General features: G+C 56.9%; 17 protein-coding genes and 4 tRNA genes. 12 read left to right on the top strand and 9 right to left on the bottom strand.

Features of this window, described 5'->3' with window-relative positions; translation table 11 throughout:
- Positions 1–144: 144 nt before the first annotated feature.
- Together acnB and D4A39_RS04820 are read right to left on the bottom strand one after the other, a co-directional pair.
- Positions 145–2,745 (bottom strand): bifunctional aconitate hydratase 2/2-methylisocitrate dehydratase, encoded by a 2,601-nt coding sequence (gene acnB, locus D4A39_RS04825; RefSeq protein ID WP_119917589.1) that lies wholly within the window; start codon positions 2,743–2,745, stop codon positions 145–147.
- A 181-nt stretch (positions 2,746–2,926) separates the two neighbouring features.
- Positions 2,927–3,811, bottom strand: coding sequence for a lysophospholipid acyltransferase family protein (locus D4A39_RS04820; protein ID WP_233552410.1), 885 nt, complete (start codon positions 3,809–3,811; stop codon positions 2,927–2,929).
- 139 nt (positions 3,812–3,950) lie between these two features.
- Between D4A39_RS04820 and D4A39_RS04815 the strand changes: the two genes are divergently transcribed.
- Positions 3,951–4,556 (top strand): MiaE family protein, encoded by a 606-nt coding sequence (locus tag D4A39_RS04815; RefSeq protein ID WP_022986583.1) that lies wholly within the window; start codon positions 3,951–3,953, stop codon positions 4,554–4,556.
- Positions 4,557–4,704: 148 nt separating this feature from the next.
- Here the strand turns inward: D4A39_RS04815 and D4A39_RS04810 are convergent, their stop codons facing one another.
- The 3 genes from D4A39_RS04810 to D4A39_RS04800 are packed head-to-tail and all read right to left on the bottom strand — an operon-like array spanning position 4,705 to position 6,533.
- Positions 4,705–5,436: a UDP-2,3-diacylglucosamine diphosphatase gene (locus D4A39_RS04810; protein WP_119917587.1), complete on the bottom strand. Its 732-nt coding sequence runs from the start codon at positions 5,434–5,436 to the stop codon at positions 4,705–4,707.
- A 2-nt stretch (positions 5,437–5,438) separates the two neighbouring features.
- Entirely contained in the window at positions 5,439–6,032 is a 594-nt protein-coding gene (locus D4A39_RS04805; RefSeq protein WP_119917586.1) for a peptidylprolyl isomerase, read from the bottom strand.
- A gap of 3 nt (positions 6,033–6,035) precedes the next feature.
- Positions 6,036–6,533, bottom strand: a complete 498-nt coding sequence (locus D4A39_RS04800) for a peptidylprolyl isomerase (protein ID WP_119917585.1) — start codon at positions 6,531–6,533, stop codon at positions 6,036–6,038.
- Between the two features lie 132 nt (positions 6,534–6,665).
- On the opposite strand from D4A39_RS04800, the gene D4A39_RS04795 reads away from it, so the two are divergent.
- Complete coding sequence (locus D4A39_RS04795) at positions 6,666–8,348, top strand: glutamine--tRNA ligase/YqeY domain fusion protein (protein WP_119917584.1); 1,683 nt, start codon at positions 6,666–6,668, stop codon at positions 8,346–8,348.
- A gap of 219 nt (positions 8,349–8,567) precedes the next feature.
- Here the strand turns inward: D4A39_RS04795 and folD are convergent, their stop codons facing one another.
- Positions 8,568–9,413, bottom strand: coding sequence for a bifunctional methylenetetrahydrofolate dehydrogenase/methenyltetrahydrofolate cyclohydrolase FolD (gene folD, locus D4A39_RS04790; protein ID WP_031227022.1), 846 nt, complete (start codon positions 9,411–9,413; stop codon positions 8,568–8,570).
- A 516-nt stretch (positions 9,414–9,929) separates the two neighbouring features.
- Here folD and D4A39_RS04785 point away from each other — a divergent pair.
- From D4A39_RS04785 to D4A39_RS04740, 10 genes are all read left to right on the top strand, one after another.
- A tRNA-Pro gene (locus tag D4A39_RS04785) sits at positions 9,930–10,006 on the top strand.
- Positions 10,007–10,028: 22 nt separating this feature from the next.
- Positions 10,029–10,105, top strand: a tRNA-Arg gene (locus tag D4A39_RS04780).
- A 23-nt stretch (positions 10,106–10,128) separates the two neighbouring features.
- Positions 10,129–10,204 (top strand) — tRNA-His (locus tag D4A39_RS04775).
- A 185-nt stretch (positions 10,205–10,389) separates the two neighbouring features.
- On the top strand, positions 10,390–11,703 hold the full coding sequence (tig, locus tag D4A39_RS04770; RefSeq protein WP_022986577.1) for a trigger factor: 1,314 nt from the start codon (positions 10,390–10,392) through the stop codon (positions 11,701–11,703).
- A 415-nt stretch (positions 11,704–12,118) separates the two neighbouring features.
- The gene (gene clpP, locus D4A39_RS04765; RefSeq protein ID WP_052017542.1) at positions 12,119–12,736 is read left to right on the top strand and encodes an ATP-dependent Clp endopeptidase proteolytic subunit ClpP; all 618 of its coding nucleotides are present in this window, start codon (positions 12,119–12,121) and stop codon (positions 12,734–12,736) included.
- Between the two features lie 129 nt (positions 12,737–12,865).
- Positions 12,866–14,146: an ATP-dependent Clp protease ATP-binding subunit ClpX gene (clpX, locus tag D4A39_RS04760; protein ID WP_022986575.1), complete on the top strand. Its 1,281-nt coding sequence runs from the start codon at positions 12,866–12,868 to the stop codon at positions 14,144–14,146.
- Positions 14,147–14,175: 29 nt separating this feature from the next.
- Entirely contained in the window at positions 14,176–16,575 is a 2,400-nt protein-coding gene (lon, locus tag D4A39_RS04755; protein WP_022986574.1) for an endopeptidase La, read from the top strand.
- Between the two features lie 184 nt (positions 16,576–16,759).
- Positions 16,760–17,032 (top strand): HU family DNA-binding protein, encoded by a 273-nt coding sequence (locus D4A39_RS04750; protein WP_022986573.1) that lies wholly within the window; start codon positions 16,760–16,762, stop codon positions 17,030–17,032.
- 10 nt (positions 17,033–17,042) lie between these two features.
- Positions 17,043–17,119: transfer RNA gene (locus tag D4A39_RS04745), tRNA-Asp, on the top strand.
- A 130-nt stretch (positions 17,120–17,249) separates the two neighbouring features.
- Entirely contained in the window at positions 17,250–19,184 is a 1,935-nt protein-coding gene (locus tag D4A39_RS04740; RefSeq protein ID WP_022986572.1) for a SurA N-terminal domain-containing protein, read from the top strand.
- Between the two features lie 367 nt (positions 19,185–19,551).
- Here the strand turns inward: D4A39_RS04740 and D4A39_RS04735 are convergent, their stop codons facing one another.
- The 3 genes from D4A39_RS04735 to D4A39_RS04725 all read right to left on the bottom strand — a co-directional run bounded on the left by D4A39_RS04735 (position 19,552) and on the right by D4A39_RS04725 (position 23,132).
- Positions 19,552–20,352, bottom strand: a complete 801-nt coding sequence (locus D4A39_RS04735) for an enoyl-ACP reductase FabI (protein WP_022986571.1) — start codon at positions 20,350–20,352, stop codon at positions 19,552–19,554.
- A 165-nt stretch (positions 20,353–20,517) separates the two neighbouring features.
- Positions 20,518–22,098, bottom strand: coding sequence for an ABC transporter ATP-binding protein (locus D4A39_RS04730; RefSeq protein WP_119917583.1), 1,581 nt, complete (start codon positions 22,096–22,098; stop codon positions 20,518–20,520).
- The gene (locus D4A39_RS04725; RefSeq protein ID WP_119917582.1) at positions 22,095–23,132 is read right to left on the bottom strand and encodes an ABC transporter permease; all 1,038 of its coding nucleotides are present in this window, start codon (positions 23,130–23,132) and stop codon (positions 22,095–22,097) included. Before D4A39_RS04725 ends, D4A39_RS04730 begins: the two co-directional genes overlap by 4 nt.
- Between the last annotated feature and the right edge of the window lies 1 nt (position 23,133).

Below are 23,133 nucleotides of genomic sequence, written 5' to 3'. Positions count from 1 at the left end.
AAGGATTGCATCGATTTTGACAGCCGGTTGACGCAAAGCAAGCGGGCACGATCCCGGCGGGCCCTGAAAGGGTGTCCGATGGATCCTGAAAGCAAAAAGCCCGGCACTTGGCCGGGCTTTTTGTGGTGAAGCGATTACCGTGTCTTAGACAGACTGGGCAACCGGGATCTTCACGGTGTCTGCCACTTCCTGGTACTCCGGCAGCTTGTCGAAGTTCAGATAGCGGTAGATTTCTGCGGACATGGAGTCGATGGTGTTCGCGTATTCCATGTACTCGGCGGCGCTAGGCAGCTTGCCGAGGATGGACGCCACGGACGCCAGTTCAGCAGACGCCAGGTACACATCCGCACCCTGACCCAGACGGTTCGGGAAGTTACGGGTGGAGGTGGATACCGCAGTGGACTTCGGCGCGATGCGAGCCTGGTTACCCATACACAGGGAACAGCCCGGCATTTCGGTACGTGCACCGGCGCTGCCGAAGATGTTGTAGTAGCCTTCTTCGGTCAGCTGATGCTGATCCATCTTGGTCGGCGGGGCGATCCACAGACGGGTCGGCATGGTGCCGCTTTCCACTTTCTGCAGCAGTTTACCGGCCGCGCGGAAGTGGCCGATGTTGGTCATACAGGAGCCGATGAACACTTCGTCGATCTTGGCGCCAGCCACGTCAGACAGGGTCTTGGCATCGTCCGGATCGTTCGGGCAGCACAGTACCGGCTCTTTGATTTCGTCCATGTTGATTTCGATGACGGTGTGGTACTCGGCATCGGCGTCAGCACGCATCAGGCTCGGGTTGGCCAGCCACTCTTCCATGCCGGTGATACGACGCTCAATGGTACGGGCATCGCCGTAACCGTTGGCAATCATCCACTTCAGCATGGTGATGTTGGACTTCAGGTACTCAGCCACGCTCTCTTCGGAAAGGGTGATGGTACAGCCTGCAGCAGAACGCTCGGCAGAGGCATCAGACAGTTCGAATGCCTGCTCTACGGTCAGCTCTTCCAGACCTTCGATTTCCAGGATGCGGCCGTTGAAGACATTAACCTTGCCCGCTTTAGCGACGGTCAGGTGGCCTTCCTTGATGGCTTGCAGCGGAATGGCATGTACCAGATCACGCAGGGTAATACCCGGCTGACGCTTACCGGTGAAGCGAACCAGTACGGATTCCGGCATGTCCAGCGGCATAACGCCGGTGGCAGCAGCAAAGGCTACCAGACCGGAACCGGCCGGGAAGGAGATGCCCATGGGGAAACGGGTGTGGGAGTCACCCCCGGTGCCCACGGTATCAGGCAGCAGCATACGGTTCAGCCAGGAGTGGATGATGCCGTCGCCCGGACGCAGGGAAACACCGCCACGGTTCATGATGAAGTCAGGCAGGGTGTGCTGGGTTTCAACGTCAACCGGCTTCGGGTAAGCGGCGGTGTGACAGAAGGACTGCATGACCAGGTCAGCCTGGAAGCCCAGACAGGCAAGATCTTTCAGCTCGTCACGGGTCATCGGGCCAGTGGTGTCCTGGGAACCCACGGTGGTCATTTTCGGCTCGCAGTAGGTGCCCGGACGGACGCCTTCCATGCCACAGGCCTTGCCGACCATCTTCTGGGCCAGGGAGTAACCCTTGCCGCTGTCGTTGGGCTGCTCCGGCTTGCGGAACAGGGTGCTGGGCTCAAGACCCAGGCTCTCACGGGCCTTGGTGGTCAGGCCGCGACCAATGATCAGGTTGATACGACCGCCGGCACGGACTTCGTCCAGCAGTACCTGGGAACGCAGATCGAATTCAGCGATGACTTCGCCGTTCTTCTCAACCTTGCCCGCGAACGGGAAGACGTCGATCTGGTCGCCGGTTTCCATTTTGGAAACGTCGCACTCGAAAGGCAGGGCGCCGGAATCTTCCATGGTGTTGAAGAAGATAGGCGCGATTTTACCGCCGATACACACACCGCCAGCACGCTTGTTCGGTACGAAGGGGATGTCGTCACCGAAGTGCCAGAGCACGGAGTTGGTTGCAGACTTACGGGAAGAACCGGTACCGACAACATCACCTACGTAGGCAACAGGCAGGCCTTTGGCCTTCAGTTCTTCCATCTGTTTGAGCGGGCCGATCTCGCCGTCTTTCTCAGGGAAGATGCCTTCACGGGCGTTTTTCAGCATGGCGTTGGCGTGAACCGGGATGTCCGGGCGGCTCCAGGCGTCCTGTGCTGGAGACAGGTCGTCGGTGTTGGTTTCGCCGGTGACCTTGAAGACGGTCAGGGACATTTTTTCAGCCAGGTCTGCACGCTTGGTGAACCATTCGGCTTCGGCCCAGGATTCGATGACTTCCTTGGCTTTGGCGTTGCCGGCTTTCATCTTGTCTTCCACGTCGTGGAAAGCATCAAATACCAGCAGAGTGTGCTTGAGCTGCTCGGCAGCTTCTTCTACCAACTCGGCGTCGTCCAGGGCTTCCACCAGCGGCGCGACATTGTAGCCACCCTGCATGGTGCCCAGCAGCTGTACCGCACGCTTCTTGTCGATCAGCGGGGAGCTGGCTTCGCCTTTCACAATCGCGCTCAGGAAGGCGGCTTTTACGTATGCAGCCTGGTCCACGCCCGGCGGAACGCGGTTAACGAACAGGTCCTGAATGAATTCTTCTTCACCAGCCGGCGGGTTCTTCAGCAGTTCTACCAGGTCGGCAACCTGCTGCTCGTTCAGCGGCTTTGGCGGCACACCTTCGGCGGCGCGCTCTTCAACATGTTTGCGATAGGCTTCTAGCACAGCGTTTCCCTCTTGCTCAAATTGGCTGAATTCTTTTGGAAATCAGTCTTTTAGGGTGTAACTGGGGGTTGGAATTGCGCGCGGAGTATAGCGGAAACGCCATCAACTGTTAAGCGAAACGACGGTTACGGGTATTCACCAGATGAATACTCATAATCACTTGGCGTAAGTTTTGGCCAACTCAATATGGGGCATGCTGACCCTTTGGTGGCCGGCGAAAGCGCTTGTAGCTCCACAGGTATTGTTCAGGGCCTTCATTGATCAGTGCTTCGATGGACTGATTGAGGGCCACAAGGGAGGTGTCCAGATCCGGATCCGCAATGGCGTTGTCCGCGGGCCGGAAGCGCAGCTCAAAGCCCTGGGTGCCGGGAAGGCGCTTGGCCCAGGCCATAAAAGGCCGGGCTCCGGTTTGCTGGATCAGTTTGCAAGCCAGGGTGCCGGTGTAGGCGGGCTGGCCATAAAAGGGCGCATGACGACCGCTGCGACGGTCGGGCACCTGATCAGGGAGGATGGCTGTCATGGCCCCTTTGCGCATGGCGCGCACAAGTCCGGCAACGCCGCGGGCAGTGGTGGGGTACATGGTCGAGCCGAAGTGTTCTCGCCCTTGGCGCACAAGGGCATCGACCTCCGGCAACCCGGATGGGGCAAACATCACGTGCAGGTCGTAGTGATCGGCCAACCAGAAGTTAAGCACTTCCCAGCAGCCTAGATGCGGAGCCAGGATCATTACCGGTTTGCCGCTATCCACGGCCGCCTGCAGTGGCTCGCCGCCGTCGACCCGGACGACCCGCTTCAGACCGGCTTCGGGGTGATGCCAGAACAGGGCAATCTCGAAGGTATTCCGGATGCTCTCGACCAGCGATTGGCGTGCCAGCCGCTTGTGCTGGCGCGCAGACAGCTCGGGGTAGCAAAGCGCCAGATTGATCCTGGAATTGCGCAAGGCTGTGGTGGGCAAGGTGGCGATAAGGGCGCCAATCAGGGTTGCCAGCCAGCGGTTCAGCGTGAATGGCAGGCAGGCCACCAGGCGCAGGGCCAGTACGGCTGTTCGCCCTTTGAATGTCTGCATGCGTGGATTCGATCGTCTTCCCATGGCGGGGGAGTATACGAGTTGCAGCGCCGGGACGCAGCAGCCATGGGTAATAACCGCTTCATGTGTGTACCGCAGCAGTTGTGCCGCTATAATGCCGCTCCACCACGAGGACACCATGCACGATATTTCCCACATACAGCAGTTTTTGCCCTGCGCGACGCCACAGGCGTGGATTGACTGGGCGCTGCAGCACCCGGACATTCTGCTGATTGATCATGCCCATTGTGAAAAGAAGGCGGCCAGCACGGCGTTGAACCTGATGTTTCGCTATGTGGATCGCCCCGAGCTGCTGGATGCCCTCAGCCAACTGGCAAGGGAAGAGCTGCTGCATTTTGAGCAGGTGATCCAGATCATGCGCCAGCGTGGAGTCACCTATGATCACCTGTCTCCGGCCCGTTATGCGCAAGGCCTGCGTCAGCATGTGCGCACTTCCGAGCCCGGGCGATTGGTGGATACCCTTATCGTCGGGGCATTAATCGAAGCCAGAAGCTGCGAACGCTTCGCCGCCCTGGCCCCCCACGTGGACGAAGAGCTGGGCCGTTACTACCGCTACCTGCTGAAAAGCGAGTCCCGTCACTATGAAGACTACCTGCGCCTGGCCGAACAATATGCCGGCGAGCCGATTGAGGAACGGGTGGCATTCTTCAAGGTGGCAGAGCAGGAGTTGATCGAAACACCGGATGAGGCGTTTCGGTTTCATTCGGGAATCCCGAGGCAGTGAATAGTTAATAATTAACAGTGAACAGCGGCGCGACTAACGCCGGGGGGTCATAAACACATGAGGCCGCGTCCAGAGTATGGGCGCGGCCTCATGCGTAAGGATCAAAACAACCTGTTTCGCGACGCTGTTAACTGTTCACTATTCACTGTTAACTAATCGCAAAGCTCTCCAATCGCAACCCAAGCTCACTATCCGCCACAATCTGCCACCCAAGCGCCCCCCAGTCCCCCAGCACCCAGCGTTTGCCGGTCCCGCCAGGCAGGTCAACGTCGTGGACGTTGGGGCGGTGGGTGTGGCCGTGGATGAGATGCTGGACACCAGCATCTGTCATTTCCCGGACTACTTCTTCCGGGGTCACATCCATGATGTTTTCCGCTTTGTTGGCGTTCTTTCCCTGGCTTTGCATGCGCATGCCCTGAGCGATCATGCGACGCTGTTCCAGGGGCTGGGTGAGCATCCCCTGTTGCCATTGAGGGCTGCGCGCCATGGCGCGGAATTGCTGGTACTCGGTGTCCAGGGTGCACAGGCTGTCGCCGTGCATGAGCAGGGTCGGGGTGCCGTACAAATCGACCACGGTACCCTCGTCCAGCAGAGTGCCGCCACAGGCGGCGGCGAAGTCCTGGCCAAGCAGGAAGTCGCGGTTGCCGTGCATGAAGTAAAGCTTGCTGCCGCTGTCAGCAAAACGCCGAAAGGCGGCGATGGCTTGCTGGTTGAACGGAGTGTCATCGTCGTCACCTATCCAGGCTTCAAACAAGTCGCCAAGCACATACAGGGCGTCGGTTTTCCCTGTATGTTTATCCAGGAGCACCTCCAGGGCGGCAAGATGCTCTGGCCGGACAGGATCAAGATGCAGATCGGAGATGAAAAGGCTGTAGGCCATCGTTACAGGGCGCCCTCTTGCGGGGTTGCAGGGGCTTCGACGCGATAGGCCTTGAGAATGAGTATTGCCGCAACGGGAACGTCCCTGGCCATCATGCCGCTAAGGCGCTGGCTGGTGGTGGGTTCCTGAGCAATGTTGTCTACCACATTCATGCCTTCGGTAACCTTGCCGAAAACGGTGTATCCCCAGCCACGAGTGTTTTTGCCTGTGAAGTCCAGGTTGGGATTGTTTACCAAGTTAATGAAGAACTGCGCGGTCGCGGAGTGGGGATCCGAAGTGCGCGCCATTGCCAGCGTACCGCGCTGGTTGCTGAGCCCGTTGTCGGCCTCGTTCTGAATAGGGGGCTGGGTCGTCTTGCGCTGTCCGTTCTTGTCAAAACCGCCACCCTGAATCATGAAGCCTTCAATGACTCGGTGGAACTGAGTGCCTTCATAATATCCACTGTCGACGTATTGAAGAAAGTTCGCCACCGAAATGGGAGCCTTGTCTTCATATAACTCGACGGTAATCGGACCAGCTGTGGTTTCAAACCGAACCAAGGGGTTTGCCCATAGCAGCCCTGGCAGCAGGGCAAACAGTACAGCAGCAAGACGCATGACTTATTCCTCGATCAGCTCGGCGGATTCGATCAGCACAGGTTCAACCGGAACATCCTGATGGAAGCCACTGTTGCCGGTTTGCACGCCACGGATCTTATCTACTACGTCCATGCCGTCAGACACAGCACCGAACACAGCGTAACCCCAGCCGTCCTGGCTGCGTTCCTTGTCCAGGAAATGGTTATCCGCCACGTTGATGAAGAATTGGGCAGAGGCAGAATGCGGATCCGGGGTGCGGGCCATGGCAATGGTGCCAACCTTGTTGGACAGGCCGTTGCCAGCTTCATTTTGAATAGGATCACGGGTGGGTTTTTGCTGCATGTCTTCGGTGAAGCCGCCGCCCTGGATCATGAAATTGCTGATCACACGGTGGAAAATGGTGCCGTCAAAATGGCCATCCTTGACGTATTGCACGAAGTTTTCGGTGGTTACGGGGGCTTTTTCTGCGTCCAGTTGCAGGGTGATTTTGCCGTAGGTTGTATTCAGCACCACTTTCATCGGGTTTTCTCCACAGGGTAGGGCCTGTAAGCCATAGCTGAAATTGCCACGGTGCGGGCCCAGAGTCTTTGACTGAAGGGGGTCGCACTGTACACTAGCGCACCTTTATTTTCACTGTATCCGGCGAAGGCAATGAGCGAAACCAAAGCGCCCAGCAATTTTATCAGACAGATCATCGATCGCGACCTTGCAGAAGGTAAAAATGACGGTCAGGTGGTCACCCGTTTTCCGCCGGAGCCCAATGGCTACCTGCATATCGGGCATGCCAAGTCCATCTGCCTGAATTTTGGTATTGCCGAAAGCTACCAGGGTGCCTGTCATCTGCGTTTTGACGACACTAACCCGGAAAAGGAAGAAGACGAGTACATTCAGTCCATTAAGCAGGATGTGGAATGGCTGGGTTTTGAGTGGGCGGGTGAGGTGCGTTTCGCCAGCAACTACTTCGACCGGCTGTATGAACTGGCCGTGCAGTTGATCCGCAAAGGGTTGGCGTATGTGGATCTTTCCAGTGCTGAGCAGATCCGTGAAATGCGGGGTTGGGCGCAGCAGGCAGGTACCCCCAGTGAGTACCGGGAGCAAAGCCCGGAAGAGGCGCTGGCCCAGTTCGAAAAGATGAAGAACGGCGAGTTCCCGGATGGCGGAGCGGTGCTGCGGGCGAAAATTGATCTGGCCAGCCCCAATATGAACTTGCGCGATCCGGTGCTTTACCGGGTGCGCCGTGCGACGCACCATCAGACCGGTGACAAGTGGGTTATCTACCCCATGTACGATTTCACCCACCCGCTATCAGATGCCATTGAAGGCATTACCCATAGCCTGTGTACTCTGGAATTCGAGGATCACCGTCCCTTCTATGACTGGGTGGTAGCCAATACCGATGTTGGCGCTGAACCACGTCAGTACGAATTTGCACGTTTGAACCTGAATTACACCGTGACCAGCAAGCGCAAGCTCAAACAGCTGGTTGACGAGAAGCACGTGGATGGCTGGGACGACCCGAGGATGCCGACCATTTCCGGGATGCGACGCCGTGGCTATACCCCTGCCTCCCTGCGTTCTTTCTGTGAGTCCGTAGGGGTGAGCCGGGCGGACTCAGTGGTCGATATGGGGATGCTGGAAGCGGCTATCCGTGATGATCTGAATCAGCATGCGCCCCGTGCCATGTGTGTGATTCGTCCGCTCAAACTGGTGATCGACAACTGGGAAGAGGGCAAGGAAGAATCGCTGACTGCGCCGGTGCATCCACAAAATGAAGCCATGGGAACTCGCCAGGTGCCCATGACCCGTGAGGTCTACATCGATCAGGACGATTTCCGGGAAGAAGCCAACAAGAAGTTCAAGCGACTGGTGCTGGGTGACCGGGTGCGGCTGCGCTATGGCTATGTGGTGCGTGCAACGGACGTAGTGAAGGACGATCAGGGTAACGTTATCGAGGTTCGCTGCAGCTATGACCCGGAGACGTTGGGCAAGAACCCTGAGAATGATGAAGGTCAGGGCAAATTGCGCGGTGTGATCCACTGGGTCAGTGCCAGTAAAGGGCTACCTTGTGAGGTTCGCCTATATGACCGGTTGTTTACGGTGGCAAACCCGGCCAAGGTAGAAGAAGGCCAGACGTTCCTGGAGAACATCAATCCTGAGTCTCTCAAGGTGGTGTCCGATTGCTGGGTAGAACCGGGCCTGCGCGGCGCACTGGCCGAAACCCGTTATCAGTTTGAGCGCGAGGGGTACTTCTGCGTAGATCAGGAGAGCACGGACGAGCGGTTGGTATTTAACCAGACCGTGGGGCTGCGGGAGTCGTGGCCCAAGGACAGCTGATAAAGGCAGTGAATAGTTAACAGTAAATAGTGAATATCTGCGCGGTTTCGTGTGGTGGTTGACTGAAGTCAGAGAGGCCGCGCCCAGATGTTGGGGGCGGCCTTTTTGTTGGCCGCGAAGAATGGTTAGACGCCCGACTTGAGACGTCGAGCTCCGATGAACCATAAAAAAACCGCGGCCAGCATGGGCTGGGCGCGGTTTTTGGGCGAGCAACGGGACTTAACCCAGCGCCTTCTCGCCGGACTGCAGGGTCTGGAAAATCAGGGTGTTGATGGTCATGGGGCCAACGCCGCCGGGGACCGGGGTGTAGGCTGAGACGCGGTCCAGAAGGGGGGCGAGCTCAATGTCACCACATTTTTGCGGGTGGTAACCAGCATCAACGACCACGGCGCCATCCTTGATCCACTCTGCCTTGATGAATTCCGGCTTGCCGACCGCGCCGACCACGATATCCGCCTGTTTGATCAGTTCTGGCAGGTTTTGGGTGCGGCTGTGACAGATGGTAACCGTGGCATTGGCTTCCAGCATCATCATGGCCATGGGTTTGCCGAGGATGGCGCTGCGCCCCACGACTACGGCATGCTTGCCTTCCAGCTTGACCTGATAATGCTCCAGCAGGCGCATGATTCCCTTGGGGGTGGCACAACCGTAGGCGGCTTCGCCCATGCTCATGCGGCCAAAGCCCAGACAGGTGACGCCATCCACGTCTTTTTCCAGGCTGATGGCATCAAAGCAGGCCCGTTCGTCAATCTGCGCGGGCACCGGGTGCTGCAGCAGAATGCCGTGCACATCGGGGTTGTTATTCAGCTCGTCAATCTTGGCCAGCAGCTGTTCGGTTGTGGTGGTTTCCGGCAATTCAATGGCTACGGATTCCATCCCCACGCGGTGGCAGGCGTTGCCCTTCATTTTTACGTAGGTGGCGGAGGCCGGGTCGGCACCGACCAGAATGGTGGCCAGAATTGGGGTGCGGCCACCGGCTTTGGCTTTCAGGGCTTCGACACGTTCGCGCATTTCTTCTTCGAACTGCTGAGCCAGGGCCTTGCCGTCGAGAATCTGGGCGGTCATGGAATCTCTCTCTACATAGTTGATGGTGAAGGGAATCAGGGGGCGCGATTTTCGCATGGCCCGACCCGTGGCGCAAAAGGAACTCCCTAACAGGCTGTTGAAACGCCCCTTGCATGCTCAGCGTGGCCTGAAGGGTGCAGCTGTTGTGTTTTGTCGCAACGGGCAGGGTGGTTACATCTCCTGGCGACAAAGCGCAGCAGATGTGCCCTTCAGGCCGCGCCCTACGGGTCTTTCAGGCTGGTCCGCACTCGCTGTTGCGCTTTTTCGATGGATGGACATACACCTTCAAAAGCGCGCCCCTCTTTACCTTTTGACCCATAGAGGGGGCGAACCAGCCTGAAAGATTGAGTGCGCAAGGGGCTTTTCAACAGCCAGCTAATGATCACGGTGCCGTGATCACAAGTTGTTTAAAATCTGAACGTTAGGGATTTTTTCTTTCCCGGTGCGTTGACGCTTACCGGGGCGCCGAGTATTATGCGCGCCTCGCTTTCAAGCACTGTTGGCGTGACTGATAAACGGGGTGTAGCGCAGCCTGGTAGCGCGCCTGCTTTGGGAGCAGGATGTCGGGGGTTCGAATCCCTCCACCCCGACCATCAGATTAGCGGAACCTGCAATGCGCCTGTAGCTCAACCGGATAGAGCAACGGCCTTCTAAGCCGTCGGTTGCAGGTTCGAGTCCTGCCAGGCGTGCCAGGCAGGAAAGCAACAAGTTTATGGTGACTGTAGCTCAGTTGGTAGAGCCCCGGATTGTGACTCCGGTGGTCGGGGGTTCAAATCCCCTCAGTCACCCCATATTAAAAGCCTCCGGGACACCCCGGAGGCTTTTTCGTATGTGCCTCCGGGTACTGCTGTCCGATGACAGGGCGGCTATGTAGGCAGGAAGGGCGGCATTGATTATAATCTGCGCCCTTGAATATTGATCGTCACGCTTCACAGTGGTCGGCGAGCAGCGAAAAAGTCTTTTTAAAGAGGATGTTATGCAGGTTTCTGTTGAAACGACTTCAGGTCTTGAGCGCCGTCTGACGGTGGGTGTACCGGCGGAGAAAGTGGACTCTGCAGTAGAAGATAAACTGCAGGAAGCCAAGAAAAATGTCCGTCTGGACGGTTTCCGCCCGGGCAAAGTGCCCATGCGTGAAGTAAAGCGTCGCTTCGGCAGCGCCGTGCGTAACGATGTGCTGGCTGACGTCATGCGTGAAGCCTTCATTGAGGCGGTAGAGCAGGAAAAACTGCAGCCTGCCGGCATGCCGGGCTTTGAAGCGACCACCAATGAGCCGGGTAAAGACCTTGAGTTCGTGGCGACCTTTGAAGTGTATCCGGAAGTGGAGCTGCAGGCTTTTGACGGCATTGCTGTCGAGAAGCCGCAGGCAGACGTTTCTGATGAAGACGTCGACACCATGATCGAGACCCTGCGTCAGCAGCGCGCTCAGTTCGAGGAAGTGGAGCGTGCCGCAGAACAAGGCGATCGCGTCAACATCAACTACAAGGGTCTGAAAGACGGTGAAGCCTTCGAGGGCGGCACGGCAGACGGCCAGAACCTGGAGCTGGGCTCCGGTCAGATGATCCCGGGCTTTGAAGATGGCATCGTTGGCATGAAGGCTGGCGAAGAGAAAGACATCGACGTGACCTTCCCGGAGGAGTACCACTCCGAAGAGCTGAAGGGCCAAGCCGTTGTTTTCCAGATCAAGGTCAACAAGGTAGAAGGCAAGCAGTTGCCGGAAGTGGACGCTGAGTTCATGAAGGCATTCGGCGTTGACGATGGCGACGAGGCCAAGTTCAAGGCGGAAGTTCGCAAGAACATGGAGCGTGAGCTCAAGAACGCCATCACTGGCAAAGTGAAAGAGCAAGTCATGGAAGGCCTGTCCGACCTGCACGCATTTGACCTGCCGGCGGCTCTGGTAAGCCAGGAAGTTCAGCGCATGCGTCAGCAGATGGTTCAGCAGTTCGGCGGCGGCCAGCAATTTGATGCTTCCATCCTGCCGGATGACCTGTTCACCGAGCAGGCCCAGCGTTCTGTGCGTCTTGGCTTGATCATTCGTGCGATCCTTGACCAGAACGAGCTGAAAGCCGATGCCGACAAGGTGAAAGCCCGTGTTGAGGAAATCGCCGAGCAGTACGAGAAGCCTGAAGAGGTGGTGAACTGGGTGTACGGTAACCCCCAGCAGCTGCAACAGATCGAAGGCGCGGTGCTGGAAGAGCAGGTAGTCGACCTGGTGCTGGCAAGCGCCAAGGTAGAAGAGAAAACCATGTCCTACCAGGATGCCGTGAAGCCGCGTGAGCAGGCTGAAGCCTGATCAGCCAGGCGATAACGGATCGGAAAAGGGGCCTTCGGGCCCCTTTTTTGTTCCAGGCAGTTCCGGTAGTGGCATTCCCCAGTGCCGTATTTCCTTGCCTTTGGTGAGGGTATTGCCGCGATTTTTCCTGTTTTGGCTGCCGAATTGACCTATTAATGCACAATCTGGCCAAGAATTGCGCACTTGAACCCCGGCAAAGCCCACTTTTATAGACGCCCCCATGGTGCCGTCATAAGATGCCAGAACAGTGATTTTTTCCGAAGCCCTTGTAATCCGCCTGTTTGGGCCCCATTGCAGCTTCAGGAGATGGCCGTTGCGACGGCCCTAATAATACCGTCCCGTCGTCTAAGGATGACCGACCAGAGGGAAGCGCTACATGATCGACTTGAGCCGTATCCAATCCATGACCCCGGAAATGAGCCAGCTTATCAAGGACCCGACCAATCTGGGTCTGGTACCGGTGGTGATCGAGCAGACTGCTCGGGGTGAGCGTTCCTTTGATATTTATTCCCGTTTGCTGAAAGAGCGGGTCATTTTCATGGTGGGCCAGGTGGAAGATCACATGGCCAACCTGATCGTGGCGCAGCTTCTGTTTCTTGAATCCGAAAACCCGGACAAGGACATCCATCTGTATATCAACAGCCCGGGTGGCTCAGTGACTGCCGGCATGTCTATCTACGACACCATGCAGTTCATCAAGCCTGATGTGTCCACCATGTGTGTCGGTCAGGCCGCCAGCATGGGGGCGTTCCTGCTGGCTGCAGGTGCAGAAGGCAAGCGTTACGCGCTGCCTAATGCCCGTGTGATGATTCACCAGCCGTTGGGTGGTTTCCAGGGCCAGGCCTCGGATATCGAGATCCATGCCAAGGAAATCCTCAAGATCAAGGGCCAGTTGAACCACCTGCTGGCTCACCACACGGGTCAGCCGCTCGAGCGTCTGGAGAAAGATACCGATCGCGACAACTTCATGGGGGCGGAAGAGGCCCAGGAATACGGCATCATTGACGCCGTCTTGAAGCAGCGTCCCGTGTAATTAGGTAACGTTCGTTTAAAAAGTGTCCTAACGGCACTGCCGGGAGCCCGGCGGGCTTGAAAAACCCCCGGTCTCCCTGCATCTTCAAAGATATAGCGATTTTCAATACACAGGTTTAGAGGCAATTCGATGACCGATACCACTGGCAAGAGCGATGACGGCAAGCTGCTGTACTGCTCCTTTTGCGGCAAGAGCCAGCATGAGGTACGCAAGCTGATTGCGGGCCCCTCGGTCTTTATCTGTGATGAATGTGTGGACCTGTGTAACGACATCATCCGCGAGGAAGTCCAGGAAGACAGCAGTGAGACTGGCGGCGAACGTCTTCCCAAGCCCAATGAAATCAAGGATACCCTTGATGAGTATGTGATTGGCCAGGAGCGCGCTAAAAAGGTGTTGGCGGTAGCGGTTTACAACCACTACAAGCGCCTGCGCACGAGTGGCAAAGGACGTGATGAGGTCGAGCTGGGTAAAAGTAACATCCTGTTGATCGGTCCGACCGGTAGTGGCAAGACCCTGCTCGCAGAAACCTTGGCGCGACTGCTGAACGTACCGTTCACCATTGCGGATGCGACCACCCTTACCGAGGCTGGCTATGTCGGCGAGGACGTGGAAAACATTATCCAGAAACTGCTGCAGAAATGTGACTACGATGTGGAAAAAGCCCAGCGTGGTATCGTCTACATTGATGAGATCGACAAGATTTCCCGCAAGTCCGACAACCCTTCCATTACCCGTGATGTGAGCGGGGAGGGCGTGCAGCAGGCGTTGCTCAAACTGATCGAAGGAACGGTTGCGTCCGTGCCGCCCCAAGGGGGGCGCAAGCATCCCCAGCAGGAGTTCCTGCAGGTTGATACGTCCAACATGCTCTTCATCTGTGGTGGTGCCTTCGCCGGTCTCGACAAGGTTATCCGTGACCGTTCCGAGAAAGGCGGTATCGGTTTCTCTGCCGAAGTGAAGAGCAAAGACGATAGCCGCAATCTTGGAGAGCTGCTGGTCGATGTGGAGCCAGAGGATCTGGTGAAGTATGGCTTGATTCCGGAGTTCATTGGCCGCTTGCCTGTAATTGCAACGCTGGAAGAATTGAGTGAAGAAGCGCTGATACAGATTCTCACTGAACCGCGTAACGCGCTCACTAAACAGTACGCTCGCCTGTTCGAGATGGAGGGGGTCGAGCTGGACTTCCGCGACGACGCGCTCCGTGCGGTGGCGAACAAGGCCATGATTCGCAAAACCGGTGCCCGTGGACTGCGTTCCATTCTCGAAAGTGTGTTGCTGGACACCATGTATCAGGTGCCTTCCATGGATGGTGTGGCCAAGGTGGTCATCGACAGCCCTACCATTAAAGGCGAATCCGACCCGCTGTTGATTTACGAAAACAGCGAGCAGTCTTCCAAGGTGGCGCCCGACTAAGGCGCCTCCCGGTTATTTAGAGGCAATCTGTGCTGAAAGATATTCCCCTTTTGCCACTGCGTGATGTGGTGGTCTACCCCCATATGGTCATTCCTCTGTTCGTTGGCCGCGAAAAATCCATCGCCGCGCTCGAAGCAGCTATGGCTGCGGACAAACAGATCATGCTGGTGGCCCAGAGAAATGCGTCTGACGATGATCCTGGTGTTGATGACATATACCGGGTAGGCACCGTTTCGACCATTCTTCAATTGCTGAAACTCCCTGACGGTACCGTGAAGGTACTGGTAGAAGGGGGACAGCGTGCCCACGTGGTGAAAGCAGAGTTTGGCGAGCAAGGCGCCGTTGCCGACGTACGCGAACTGGAAGAAGGTTTGCCGGACAGCGGCGAACAGGATGCACTGGCCAAGTCTCTGCAGTCCCAATTTGAAGACTATGTGAAGCTGTCCAAGAAAGTGGCGCCGGAGGTCACAGGATCGGTCTCATCCATTGACGAAGTCAGCCGTCTGGCCGACACCATTGCAGCGCATCTGCAACTCAAGCTTGAAGAGAAGCAGGACGTGCTGGAAATGGTGGATGTTCGTGAGCGGGTAGAGCACCTGATCGCGCTGATGGAATCAGATATTGATGTTCTCAAGGTAGAAAAGCGCATCCGTGGCCGCGTCAAGAAGCAGATGGAAAAGAGCCAGCGCGAGTACTACCTGAACGAGCAGATGAAGGCGATCCAGAAAGAGCTTGGTGACCTGGATGAAACCGGCAACGATCTGGACGAGCTGGAAAAGAAACTCGATAGCGTGGGCATGCCGAAGGAAGCCCGTGACAAGGCTCAAAGCGAGTTCAACAAGCTCAAAATGATGTCGCCCATGTCGGCAGAAGCGACCGTGGTGCGCGGTTATCTGGACTGGATGACTTCAGTGCCGTGGAAAAAACGCAGCCGGGTAAAACATGATCTCGCCAATTCCAAACAAGTCCTGGACAGTGATCATTACGGGCTGGAAGAGGTAAAAGACCGAATCCTGGAATTTCTGGCAGTGCAAAGCCGGGTCGGCAAAGTTAAAGGGCCAGTGCTGTGCCTGGTCGGCCCGCCTGGGGTGGGTAAGACATCATTGGGGCAGTCCATCGCCAAGGCGACCAACCGAAAGTTTGTTCGCATGGCGTTGGGTGGTGTACGGGATGAAGCTGAAATTCGCGGTCATCGCCGGACCTATATCGGTTCCATGCCCGGCAAGATTATCCAGAAATTATCCAAGGTCGGAGTGAGAAATCCGCTGTTCCTGCTCGACGAAGTCGACAAGATGGGAATGGATAACCGAGGTGATCCGGCCTCTGCGTTGCTTGAGGTGTTGGACCCGGAGCAGAACGATACCTTCAGCGATCATTACCTTGAAGTGGACTACAACCTGTCAGAGACGTTGTTTATCTGTACGTCCAATTCCATGAATATTCCCGGACCGCTGTTGGACCGCATGGAAGTGATCCGCATCCCCGGCTATACCGAGGATGAGAAGGTCAACATTGCGCTGCAGTACCTGGTGCCCAAACAGATCAAGAACAACGGTCTGAAAAAAGACGAGTTGGTGATCGGCGATGACGTGGTGCGTTATGTGGTGCGTCACTACACCCGTGAAGCCGGTGTCCGGGGACTGGAGCGTGAGATCAGCAAGATTTGTCGCAAGGTCGTTAAAGAGAACCTGTTGGCAGGTGAGGCTGCGGTTTCGATAACTCTTGGCGAAGACCAGGTGGAGCATTATCTGGGGGTGCGCAAGTTCAGCTTTGGCCGAGCAGAAGAGAATGATCAGGTTGGTCAGGTTACCGGCCTTGCCTGGACCTCTGTTGGTGGTGAGTTGCTGACGATTGAAAGTGTTTCCACTCCCGGCAAGGGGCGGGTAATCTCTACCGGCTCGCTCGGCGATGTGATGCAGGAATCCATTCAGGCCGCCTGGACCGTGGTGAAAAGTCGTGCAGGCGCGCTGGGAATTCGCCGCCGGGCCCTGGAGCGTAACGATCTCCATATGCATGTACCTGAAGGTGCCACGCCGAAGGATGGCCCGAGTGCGGGTATTGGCATGTGTACTGCCATGGTGTCGGTCTTGACGGGTATCCCGGTCAGGGCAGATGTGGCCATGACGGGTGAAATTACCCTGCGTGGGCAGGTGTTGCCGATCGGTGGCTTGAAAGAAAAGCTGCTGGCAGCGCACCGGGGCGGCATTAAAACGGTATTGATACCGGAAGAAAATGAACGGGATCTCAAGGAGATTCCGGAGAATATCAAGGCATCCCTGGATATCAGGCCTGTAAAATGGATTGACCAGGTGCTTGATGTGGCGCTGACTCACCAACCCAGTCCGCTTTCACAAGCGGAGCAGGAGGAGGATCTGGCGTTAGCTGAAGAGAAAAACCAGGAAGGTAACAAGCGTCCCAGTACACACTGACAGTCAACTTTAAAAGTAATTTTAAATAGTTGATCTGTATGGTTTTTCATTTTTTTAAACTTGGGAGAGTCTGCACTGTTGGTTCCTTGACGGCCCTTATACCCGTTGGTATAAAAGCGGCTTCGCCAAAGGAGAGTGCGTCTCGCCTCGACCATAAAACCGGGAAAACAGAAAGGGGAACTTTGTGAATAAGTCAGAGTTGATTGATGCGATTGCCGCTAGCGCGGACATTTCCAAAGCTGACGCTGGTCGTGCTTTGGACGCTACTTTGGAAGCGGTAACTGGCGCCCTGAAAAATGGTGACAGCGTTTCTCTGGTAGGTTTTGGTACTTTTGCTGTTAAAGAGCGTGCCGCCCGTGAAGGCCGTAACCCGCAAACTGGCCAGACCATCCAGATCAAGGCAGCGAAAGTACCGGGCTTCAAAGCCGGTAAAGCGCTGAAGGATGCGGTGAACTAAACTGTTTGCAGGAGCGGTAGTTCAGCTGGTTAGAATACCGGCCTGTCACGCCGGGGGTCGCGGGTTCGAGTCCCGTCCGCTCCGCCAGTTTGAGAAAGCGCACCCGTTAGCGGATGCGCTTTTTTCAGTTTAAAGGAACTGTCGCTTGGTGGCGGTTCTGACATAACAAGACAGACATTCAAATCGTAATTCGAGAGTACCTCGACGGAGTAATTTCATGCAGGAGTTCAGACGGTTTGTCCGCGGTCCCGTGGGCAAGGTCCTGCTTGCCGCGATCATTCTTCCTTTCGTGATTTCCGGCTTTTACGGCTATTTTGTTGGTGGCGGTAGCGGTGATGTGGTTGCTGAAGTTGAAGGCACCCCTATTACCCGTAACGCGGTCAATCAGCGGGTAGAGCGTGTACGCGACATGTTGCGGCAGCAAAGCCCGAACATGAATCCCGCGCTGCTGGATTCATTTGTACGTCCGGCAATGGTGCTGGATGGTTTGGTTAACGAACAGTTGATCCTCAGTGCTGCCGAGAAATCCAAGCTGGTTTTCAGCACCAGCCAGGTATCGGCTGACGTTCGCCAGATCGAGTTGTTTCAGGAAGACGGCAAGTTTTCCAACAACCGTTTTGAGCGTGAGTTGCGTAGCCGTGGCATGAGCCCGCAGGGCTACATCCGTGGGCTCCAGCAGGACATGGTGAAAGAACAGTATCGTGCGGGCTTCATGGCCACGAACTTCGCCTTGCCGTCCGAACTGGACGAGCAGCGCCGCCTGGGTGAGCAGGTTCGCGATATCCGCTATACCGAGCTGGATCTCAATGCCCTGCGTAGCAGTTTCTCCGTGAGTGACGATGAAATCGCCACCTTCTACGAGGAGAACCAGGGCGAATTCATGCGTCCGGAAGAGTTCCGTATTGCCTACGTGAGCCTCTCGGCAGATCAGTACGCCGATCAGGTGTCGGTCACTGATGAGGACGTGGCAGAAGAGTATGAGGTCCGCAAGGCGATTCTTGCTGAATCCGGTGCCAATACGGCTCGCAAGGTAGCGCATATCCTGATCGCAGTAGACGGTGATCGTAGTCTGGAAGACGCCAAGGTTCGTGCCGAAGAAGCCGAGAAGGCCATTGCCGGTGGTATGAGTTTCGCCGATGCCGCTGCGGACTATTCGGACGACCCGGGTTCGGCCTCCAGTGGTGGTGACCTGGGCGTGGTGACCAAGGGCGCGTTGCCGGAAGAAATGGAGGCGGCTATTGCAGAACTCGAACCGGGTGTGGTGTCTGCACCGGTAGTAAGCGATGCGGGTGTACACCTGATCAAGGTCACCGAAGTGGCAGAAGAGCGTGACATGCCTACCCTGGCAGAGCTCTCCTCGCAAATTCGCGCGGATCTCAAGCAGGCTCGTGCTGAGGCGATGCTCAATGAAGATGTGGCGACTCTTGAAGAGTCTTTGTACGAGCATAGCTCACTGGACAGCCCTGCAGAGCAGATCGGTGCAGAAGTACAGCGTACCGAATGGGTTGCCCTGTCCGCGTTGCCGTCTCCGTTAAACGCGCCGGCTGTTCAGCAAGCCCTGAACAGCGATGAAGTCCGCCGTGATGGCCATAACAGTGAGTTGCTGGAATCTGCCCCGGGTCAGTATCTTGCCGTGCGGATTGTCGAAGAGAAGGCCGCAGAGCCGCTGCCTCTGGACGAAGTTCGTTTCGCCATTGAGGAGCGTATCAAGGGTGAGCGCGCGGCGGACAAGGTTCAGTCCCTGATCGGCGAGGCCGAGAAAAAGCTGGAAGAGGGCGCTAGCCTGGAAGATATCGCTACCCTGTTTGAGGCGGAAGTCCAGGAGCAGGAAGGTCTGCAACGGGGGGGCGCTGAGCCGTCCATGGAAGTGGTCAATGGCGCTTTTTCGCAGTCACGCCCGGCAGAAGAAGGTGAAGGCAGTGTGGCGATTACCCGCACCGGCAATGGCTCCCTGATTGCCTATCAGGTCACCCGAGTGGAAGACGGTAACGCTGAGCCGCTGACGGATGAGCAACAGCTGGCTGCCCTGCGTGAGCTTGGTAATATCGAAGGGCAGCGCAGTTTCCGCCAGGTTGTTGCCCTGTTGAGAGAAGAAGGGGATGTGGAACTGCATTCATCTCGCCTGAGTCCCAATACGGGTGATGAACAGTAACTCCGACATTCGTACCACTAAAAAGCCCACCTTTTGGTGGGCTTTTTAGTGTCTGGGGCAGCGTTCAGCTACGAGCTACGCTCGATTCGATAGAAAAACCCAAAATTGTTCCGGGCTATAGAAGAACGGAAACGCCTCCGCGATCGATCAGTTCGATGCCAACTAATAACCCGAGTACTCCCCAGGTGAGTCGCGCAGCGGAGTAACGCACGCAGTGCGGCCCCGAAGGGGGGGGCGAAGCGAATAACCCTGCTTGCACGGCTTCCATAGAAGGTTCTTCTGCCAACAAAAAGCCCGCCCGGTTTCCCGGGCGGGCTTTTTGCTGGGTTCGAGAGGATAGCTGCCTTCTCTGCTACTTTGCCGCTGTTTAGTCGGCTTCCAGCTCGAAGGGCATGGACACGGTGCTGGCACCGGCATCGACATAGGTAATCTCGCCAGTGATGCCGGACGCCAGATCCGAGCACAGGAAGGCGGCGGTGTTACCGACTTCCTCAATGGTTACATTGCGACGCAGTGGCGCCTTGGCAGCGTTGTAGTCCAGCATGCTACGGAATTTCTTGATCCCGGAGGCAGCCAGGGTGCGGATCGGACCGGCAGAGATACCGTTAACACGGATACCTTCCGGCCCCATGCTGGAGGCCAAATAACGGACAGACGCTTCCAGGCTGGCTTTGGCCATGCCCATGACGTTGTAGTTAGGCACGGTCTGACGAGCGGCGTGGTAGCTCAGGGTGAGCAGGGCGGCGTTGCGGCCGGCCATCATCTTGCGGCCCGCTTTGGCCAGCGCGACGAAGCTGTAGCTGGAGATGTCGTGGGCAATCTTGAATCCTTCGCGGGTGGCCACGTCGACAAAGTTACCGTCCAGTTCGTTACCGGGGGCAAAGCCGACAGCGTGAATGATACCGTCCAGTCCATCCCACTTGGCCGCCAGACCCTCGAATACCGCGTCAATCTGGGCGTCATCGGTGACATCACAGGGAAAGCACAGTTCAGTGCTGCTGCCGTAACGTTCGGCGGCTTTTTCCACACGGCTTTGCAGCTTGTCATTCTGGTAGGTGAAGGCCAACTCGGCGCCTTCACGATGCATGGCCTCGGCAATACCGGTAGCGATGGAGCGGTCGCTGGCAATACCAACGATCAAATAGCGTTTGCCTGCAAGAAATCCCATGGTGTTCCCTCAACGGTTTCAGGTGTATCCCGGTTTATGTGGGTGCAGTGTGTGCGTTGCGGCCAAGTATAGGCAATTTCTGCCCTGATGACGCGAACTCGGCCCCATTGAAATGCAACGGTGTGTTTCCTTTGGTGTGACATGCAAGGGGCTTTTAACAGGCCACTAATCCCCAGCAAAAGCCGCGTTGATCAGCTTACGGGTGTAGGCTTGCTGGGGAGCATCGAATATCGCTTCCACGTCCCCCTGTTCGACCACCTGGCCATCTTTCATCACCATTACGCGGTGACAGATGGCGCGGATTACCTTGAGATCGTGGCTGATAAACAGATAGCTCAGCTGGTGGCGTTGCTGCAGGGACTTCAGCAGTTCCAGAATCTGGAACTGGACACTGCGGTCCAACGCTGAGGTTGGCTCATCAAGGATCAAAAGGTCTGGTTGCAGGATAAGTGCCCGGGCAATGGCGATACGTTGTCGCTGGCCCCCGGAGAATTCATGGGGATACCGGTGCCTGGCTTGTTGTGGCAGGCCCACTTCGTCCAGCAGGGCACTGACACGAGTGTCGCGCTCCTCTCGACTCAGGGCTGGTTCGTGCACAGCAAGCCCCTCGGCAATGGCCTGGCCCACCGTCATGCGGGGGTTGAGGCTGCCGAAGGGATCCTGAAACACCACCTGCATGCGGCGGCGCCATGGCCGTAATTGCCCCTGGCTAAGTGTATGGATGGCGGTGCCATCCAGGGTGATGCTGCCCTTGCTGGCGATCAGCCGGAGCAGGGCAAGTGCCAGGGTGGATTTACCCGACCCTGACTCGCCAACAACGCCGAGGGTTTCGCCCTTGTGTACCGTCAGGCTGATGCGGTCTACGGCCTGAAATACCGGTGCCGGAGCAAGTAGCCGGGTGCGTTTACCTTTGAAAGCCACGTCGATATCGGTGGCTTCCAGCAGGACGGCGGTGTCCTCAGGCAGGGCTGGCATACGGCCCTGAGGTTCGGAGTCCAGCAGGTGTCGGGTGTACTCCTGCTGCGGTTCCGTCAGCACGGTCCGCGTCGGCCCGGCTTCCACGCGTTTGCCGTTGTGCATGACGATGATGTCATCGGCAAACCGGCCGACGACGCCAAGATCATGGCTGATCAGAAGGATCGACAGGCCAAGCTCGGTCTGCAGTCGTTTGATCAGGGTCAGGATGGTTTCCTGTACGGTGACATCCAGAGCGGTAGTCGGCTCGTCGGCAATCAGGACCTGGGGATTATTGGCCAACGCCATGGCAATCATGACGCGCTGGCGCTGGCCACCACTTAATTGATGGGGATAGCGCTTGAGCATGTCATCACTGGCGGGCAGTTCCACTTGTTCGAGCAGTTCCAGGCAACGTTTGCGGGCCTGGGCATGGCTCATGCCCTGATGGACAAACAGGCTTTCGCTGATTTGCTTCTCGACGGTGTGCAAGGGATTGAGGGCGGTCAGCGGCTCCTGGAAAATCATCCCGATACGGCCGCCGCGCAAGGCCCGCTTCTGCTTGTCGTTGAGCTGCAGCAGGTCCTCACCCTCGAAAGTCACGCTGTCCGCTTTCCAGGTGGCGCTGTCGGGCAGCAAGTCGAGTATCGACAGGGCCGTTAACGACTTCCCCGAGCCGGATTCGCCCACCAGTGCCAGCATGCGACCGGGTTCCAGGTCCAGATCCATGCCATCCACGGCAACCTGATGACCAAACTGTATGTGTAGTCCGCGCAAGGAAAGCAGGCTCATTGCAAAAACTTCCTTGTGTCAAAGGCGTCACGAATCGCTTCGCCGATGAACACCAGCAGCGTCAGCATGATGGTGAGTGTGGTGAAAACGCTGATACCAATCCAGGGCGCATGCAAGTTGGCTTTGCCCTGGCCTACCAGCCGGCCCAGCGAGGGGGCATCGGGCGGCAAGCCGAAGCCGATGAAATCGAGTGATGTCAGTGTGACAACGGCGGCATTGAGGATGAAGGGCAGGAAGGTCAGCGTCGCGACCATGGCATTGGGCAGCATGTGGCGGAACATGATCACCGGTGCCCGCACGCCCATGGCTTTGGCTGAGCGCACGTAATCCATGTTTCGACAGCGCAGAAATTCAGCCCGAACCAGATCCACGAGTGTCATCCAGGAAAACAGCAACATGATGACCAGCAGGCTCCAGAAGCTGGGAACCACAAAACTGGAAATGATTATGATCAGGAACAGGGTGGGCATGCTGGACCAGATTTCGATAAAACGCTGGCCAAACAGGTCCAGCTTGCCGCCGTAGTAGCCTTGCACAGCACCCACGAGGATACCGACGATGCTCGACAGGATAGTCAGCATCAGCCCGAACAGCACGGAAATGCGGAACCCGTACAACAGTCCGGCCAGGATATCTCGGCCCTGGTCATCGGTGCCCAGCCAGTTCTCCGAGGAGGGCGGGGCCGGGGCAGGGACATCCAGGTCGTAGTTGATGGTGTTGTAGCTGAAGGCGATAGGGGGCCAGATCATCCAGCCCTTTTCGTTGATCAGCTCCTTTACCACCGGGTCTCGGTAGTTGGCTTCAGATTCGAAAAAGCCGCCGAAGGTGGTCTCCGGGTAGCTGTTGAATACCGGTACGTACCAATCGCCGTCGAAGCTCACCAGTAACGGCTTTTCGTTGGCGACCAGCTCGGCACCAAGGCTCATCACAAACAGCACCAGAAATACCCATAGCGACCAGTAGCCGCGACGATTGCTGCGAAATGCTTGCCACTGGCGGGCCCAGACGGGGTTGGTGATTTTCAGCAGAGGCATA

Origin of the sequence: Alcanivorax profundi, from assembly GCF_003597125.1 — a bacterium.
In the GTDB taxonomy this organism is placed as follows: domain Bacteria; phylum Pseudomonadota; class Gammaproteobacteria; order Pseudomonadales; family Alcanivoracaceae; genus Alcanivorax; species Alcanivorax profundi.
Note: the sequence above shows the minus strand (reverse complement) of the source record. Positions and strands in the feature narration are given on the sequence as shown.

What these genes read in the sequence shown, in the direction of transcription:
- D4A39_RS04820 (WP_233552410.1), bottom strand. Translation starts at nt 3,811, where the DNA reads ATGCAGACATTCAAAGGGCGAACAGCCGTACTGGCCCTGCGCCTGGTG.
- D4A39_RS04815 (WP_022986583.1), top strand. Translation starts at nt 3,951, where the DNA reads ATGCACGATATTTCCCACATACAGCAGTTTTTGCCCTGCGCGACGCCA.
- D4A39_RS04810 (WP_119917587.1), bottom strand. Translation starts at nt 5,436, where the DNA reads ATGGCCTACAGCCTTTTCATCTCCGATCTGCATCTTGATCCTGTCCGG.
- D4A39_RS04805 (WP_119917586.1), bottom strand. Translation starts at nt 6,032, where the DNA reads ATGCGTCTTGCTGCTGTACTGTTTGCCCTGCTGCCAGGGCTGCTATGG.
- D4A39_RS04800 (WP_119917585.1), bottom strand. Translation starts at nt 6,533, where the DNA reads ATGAAAGTGGTGCTGAATACAACCTACGGCAAAATCACCCTGCAACTG.
- D4A39_RS04795 (WP_119917584.1), top strand. Translation starts at nt 6,666, where the DNA reads ATGAGCGAAACCAAAGCGCCCAGCAATTTTATCAGACAGATCATCGAT.
- folD (WP_031227022.1), bottom strand. Translation starts at nt 9,413, where the DNA reads ATGACCGCCCAGATTCTCGACGGCAAGGCCCTGGCTCAGCAGTTCGAA.
- tig (WP_022986577.1), top strand. Translation starts at nt 10,390, where the DNA reads ATGCAGGTTTCTGTTGAAACGACTTCAGGTCTTGAGCGCCGTCTGACG.
- clpP (WP_052017542.1), top strand. Translation starts at nt 12,119, where the DNA reads ATGAGCCAGCTTATCAAGGACCCGACCAATCTGGGTCTGGTACCGGTG.
- clpX (WP_022986575.1), top strand. Translation starts at nt 12,866, where the DNA reads ATGACCGATACCACTGGCAAGAGCGATGACGGCAAGCTGCTGTACTGC.
- D4A39_RS04740 (WP_022986572.1), top strand. Translation starts at nt 17,250, where the DNA reads ATGCAGGAGTTCAGACGGTTTGTCCGCGGTCCCGTGGGCAAGGTCCTG.
- D4A39_RS04735 (WP_022986571.1), bottom strand. Translation starts at nt 20,352, where the DNA reads ATGGGATTTCTTGCAGGCAAACGCTATTTGATCGTTGGTATTGCCAGC.
- D4A39_RS04730 (WP_119917583.1), bottom strand. Translation starts at nt 22,098, where the DNA reads ATGAGCCTGCTTTCCTTGCGCGGACTACACATACAGTTTGGTCATCAG.
- D4A39_RS04725 (WP_119917582.1), bottom strand. Translation starts at nt 23,132, where the DNA reads ATGCCTCTGCTGAAAATCACCAACCCCGTCTGGGCCCGCCAGTGGCAA.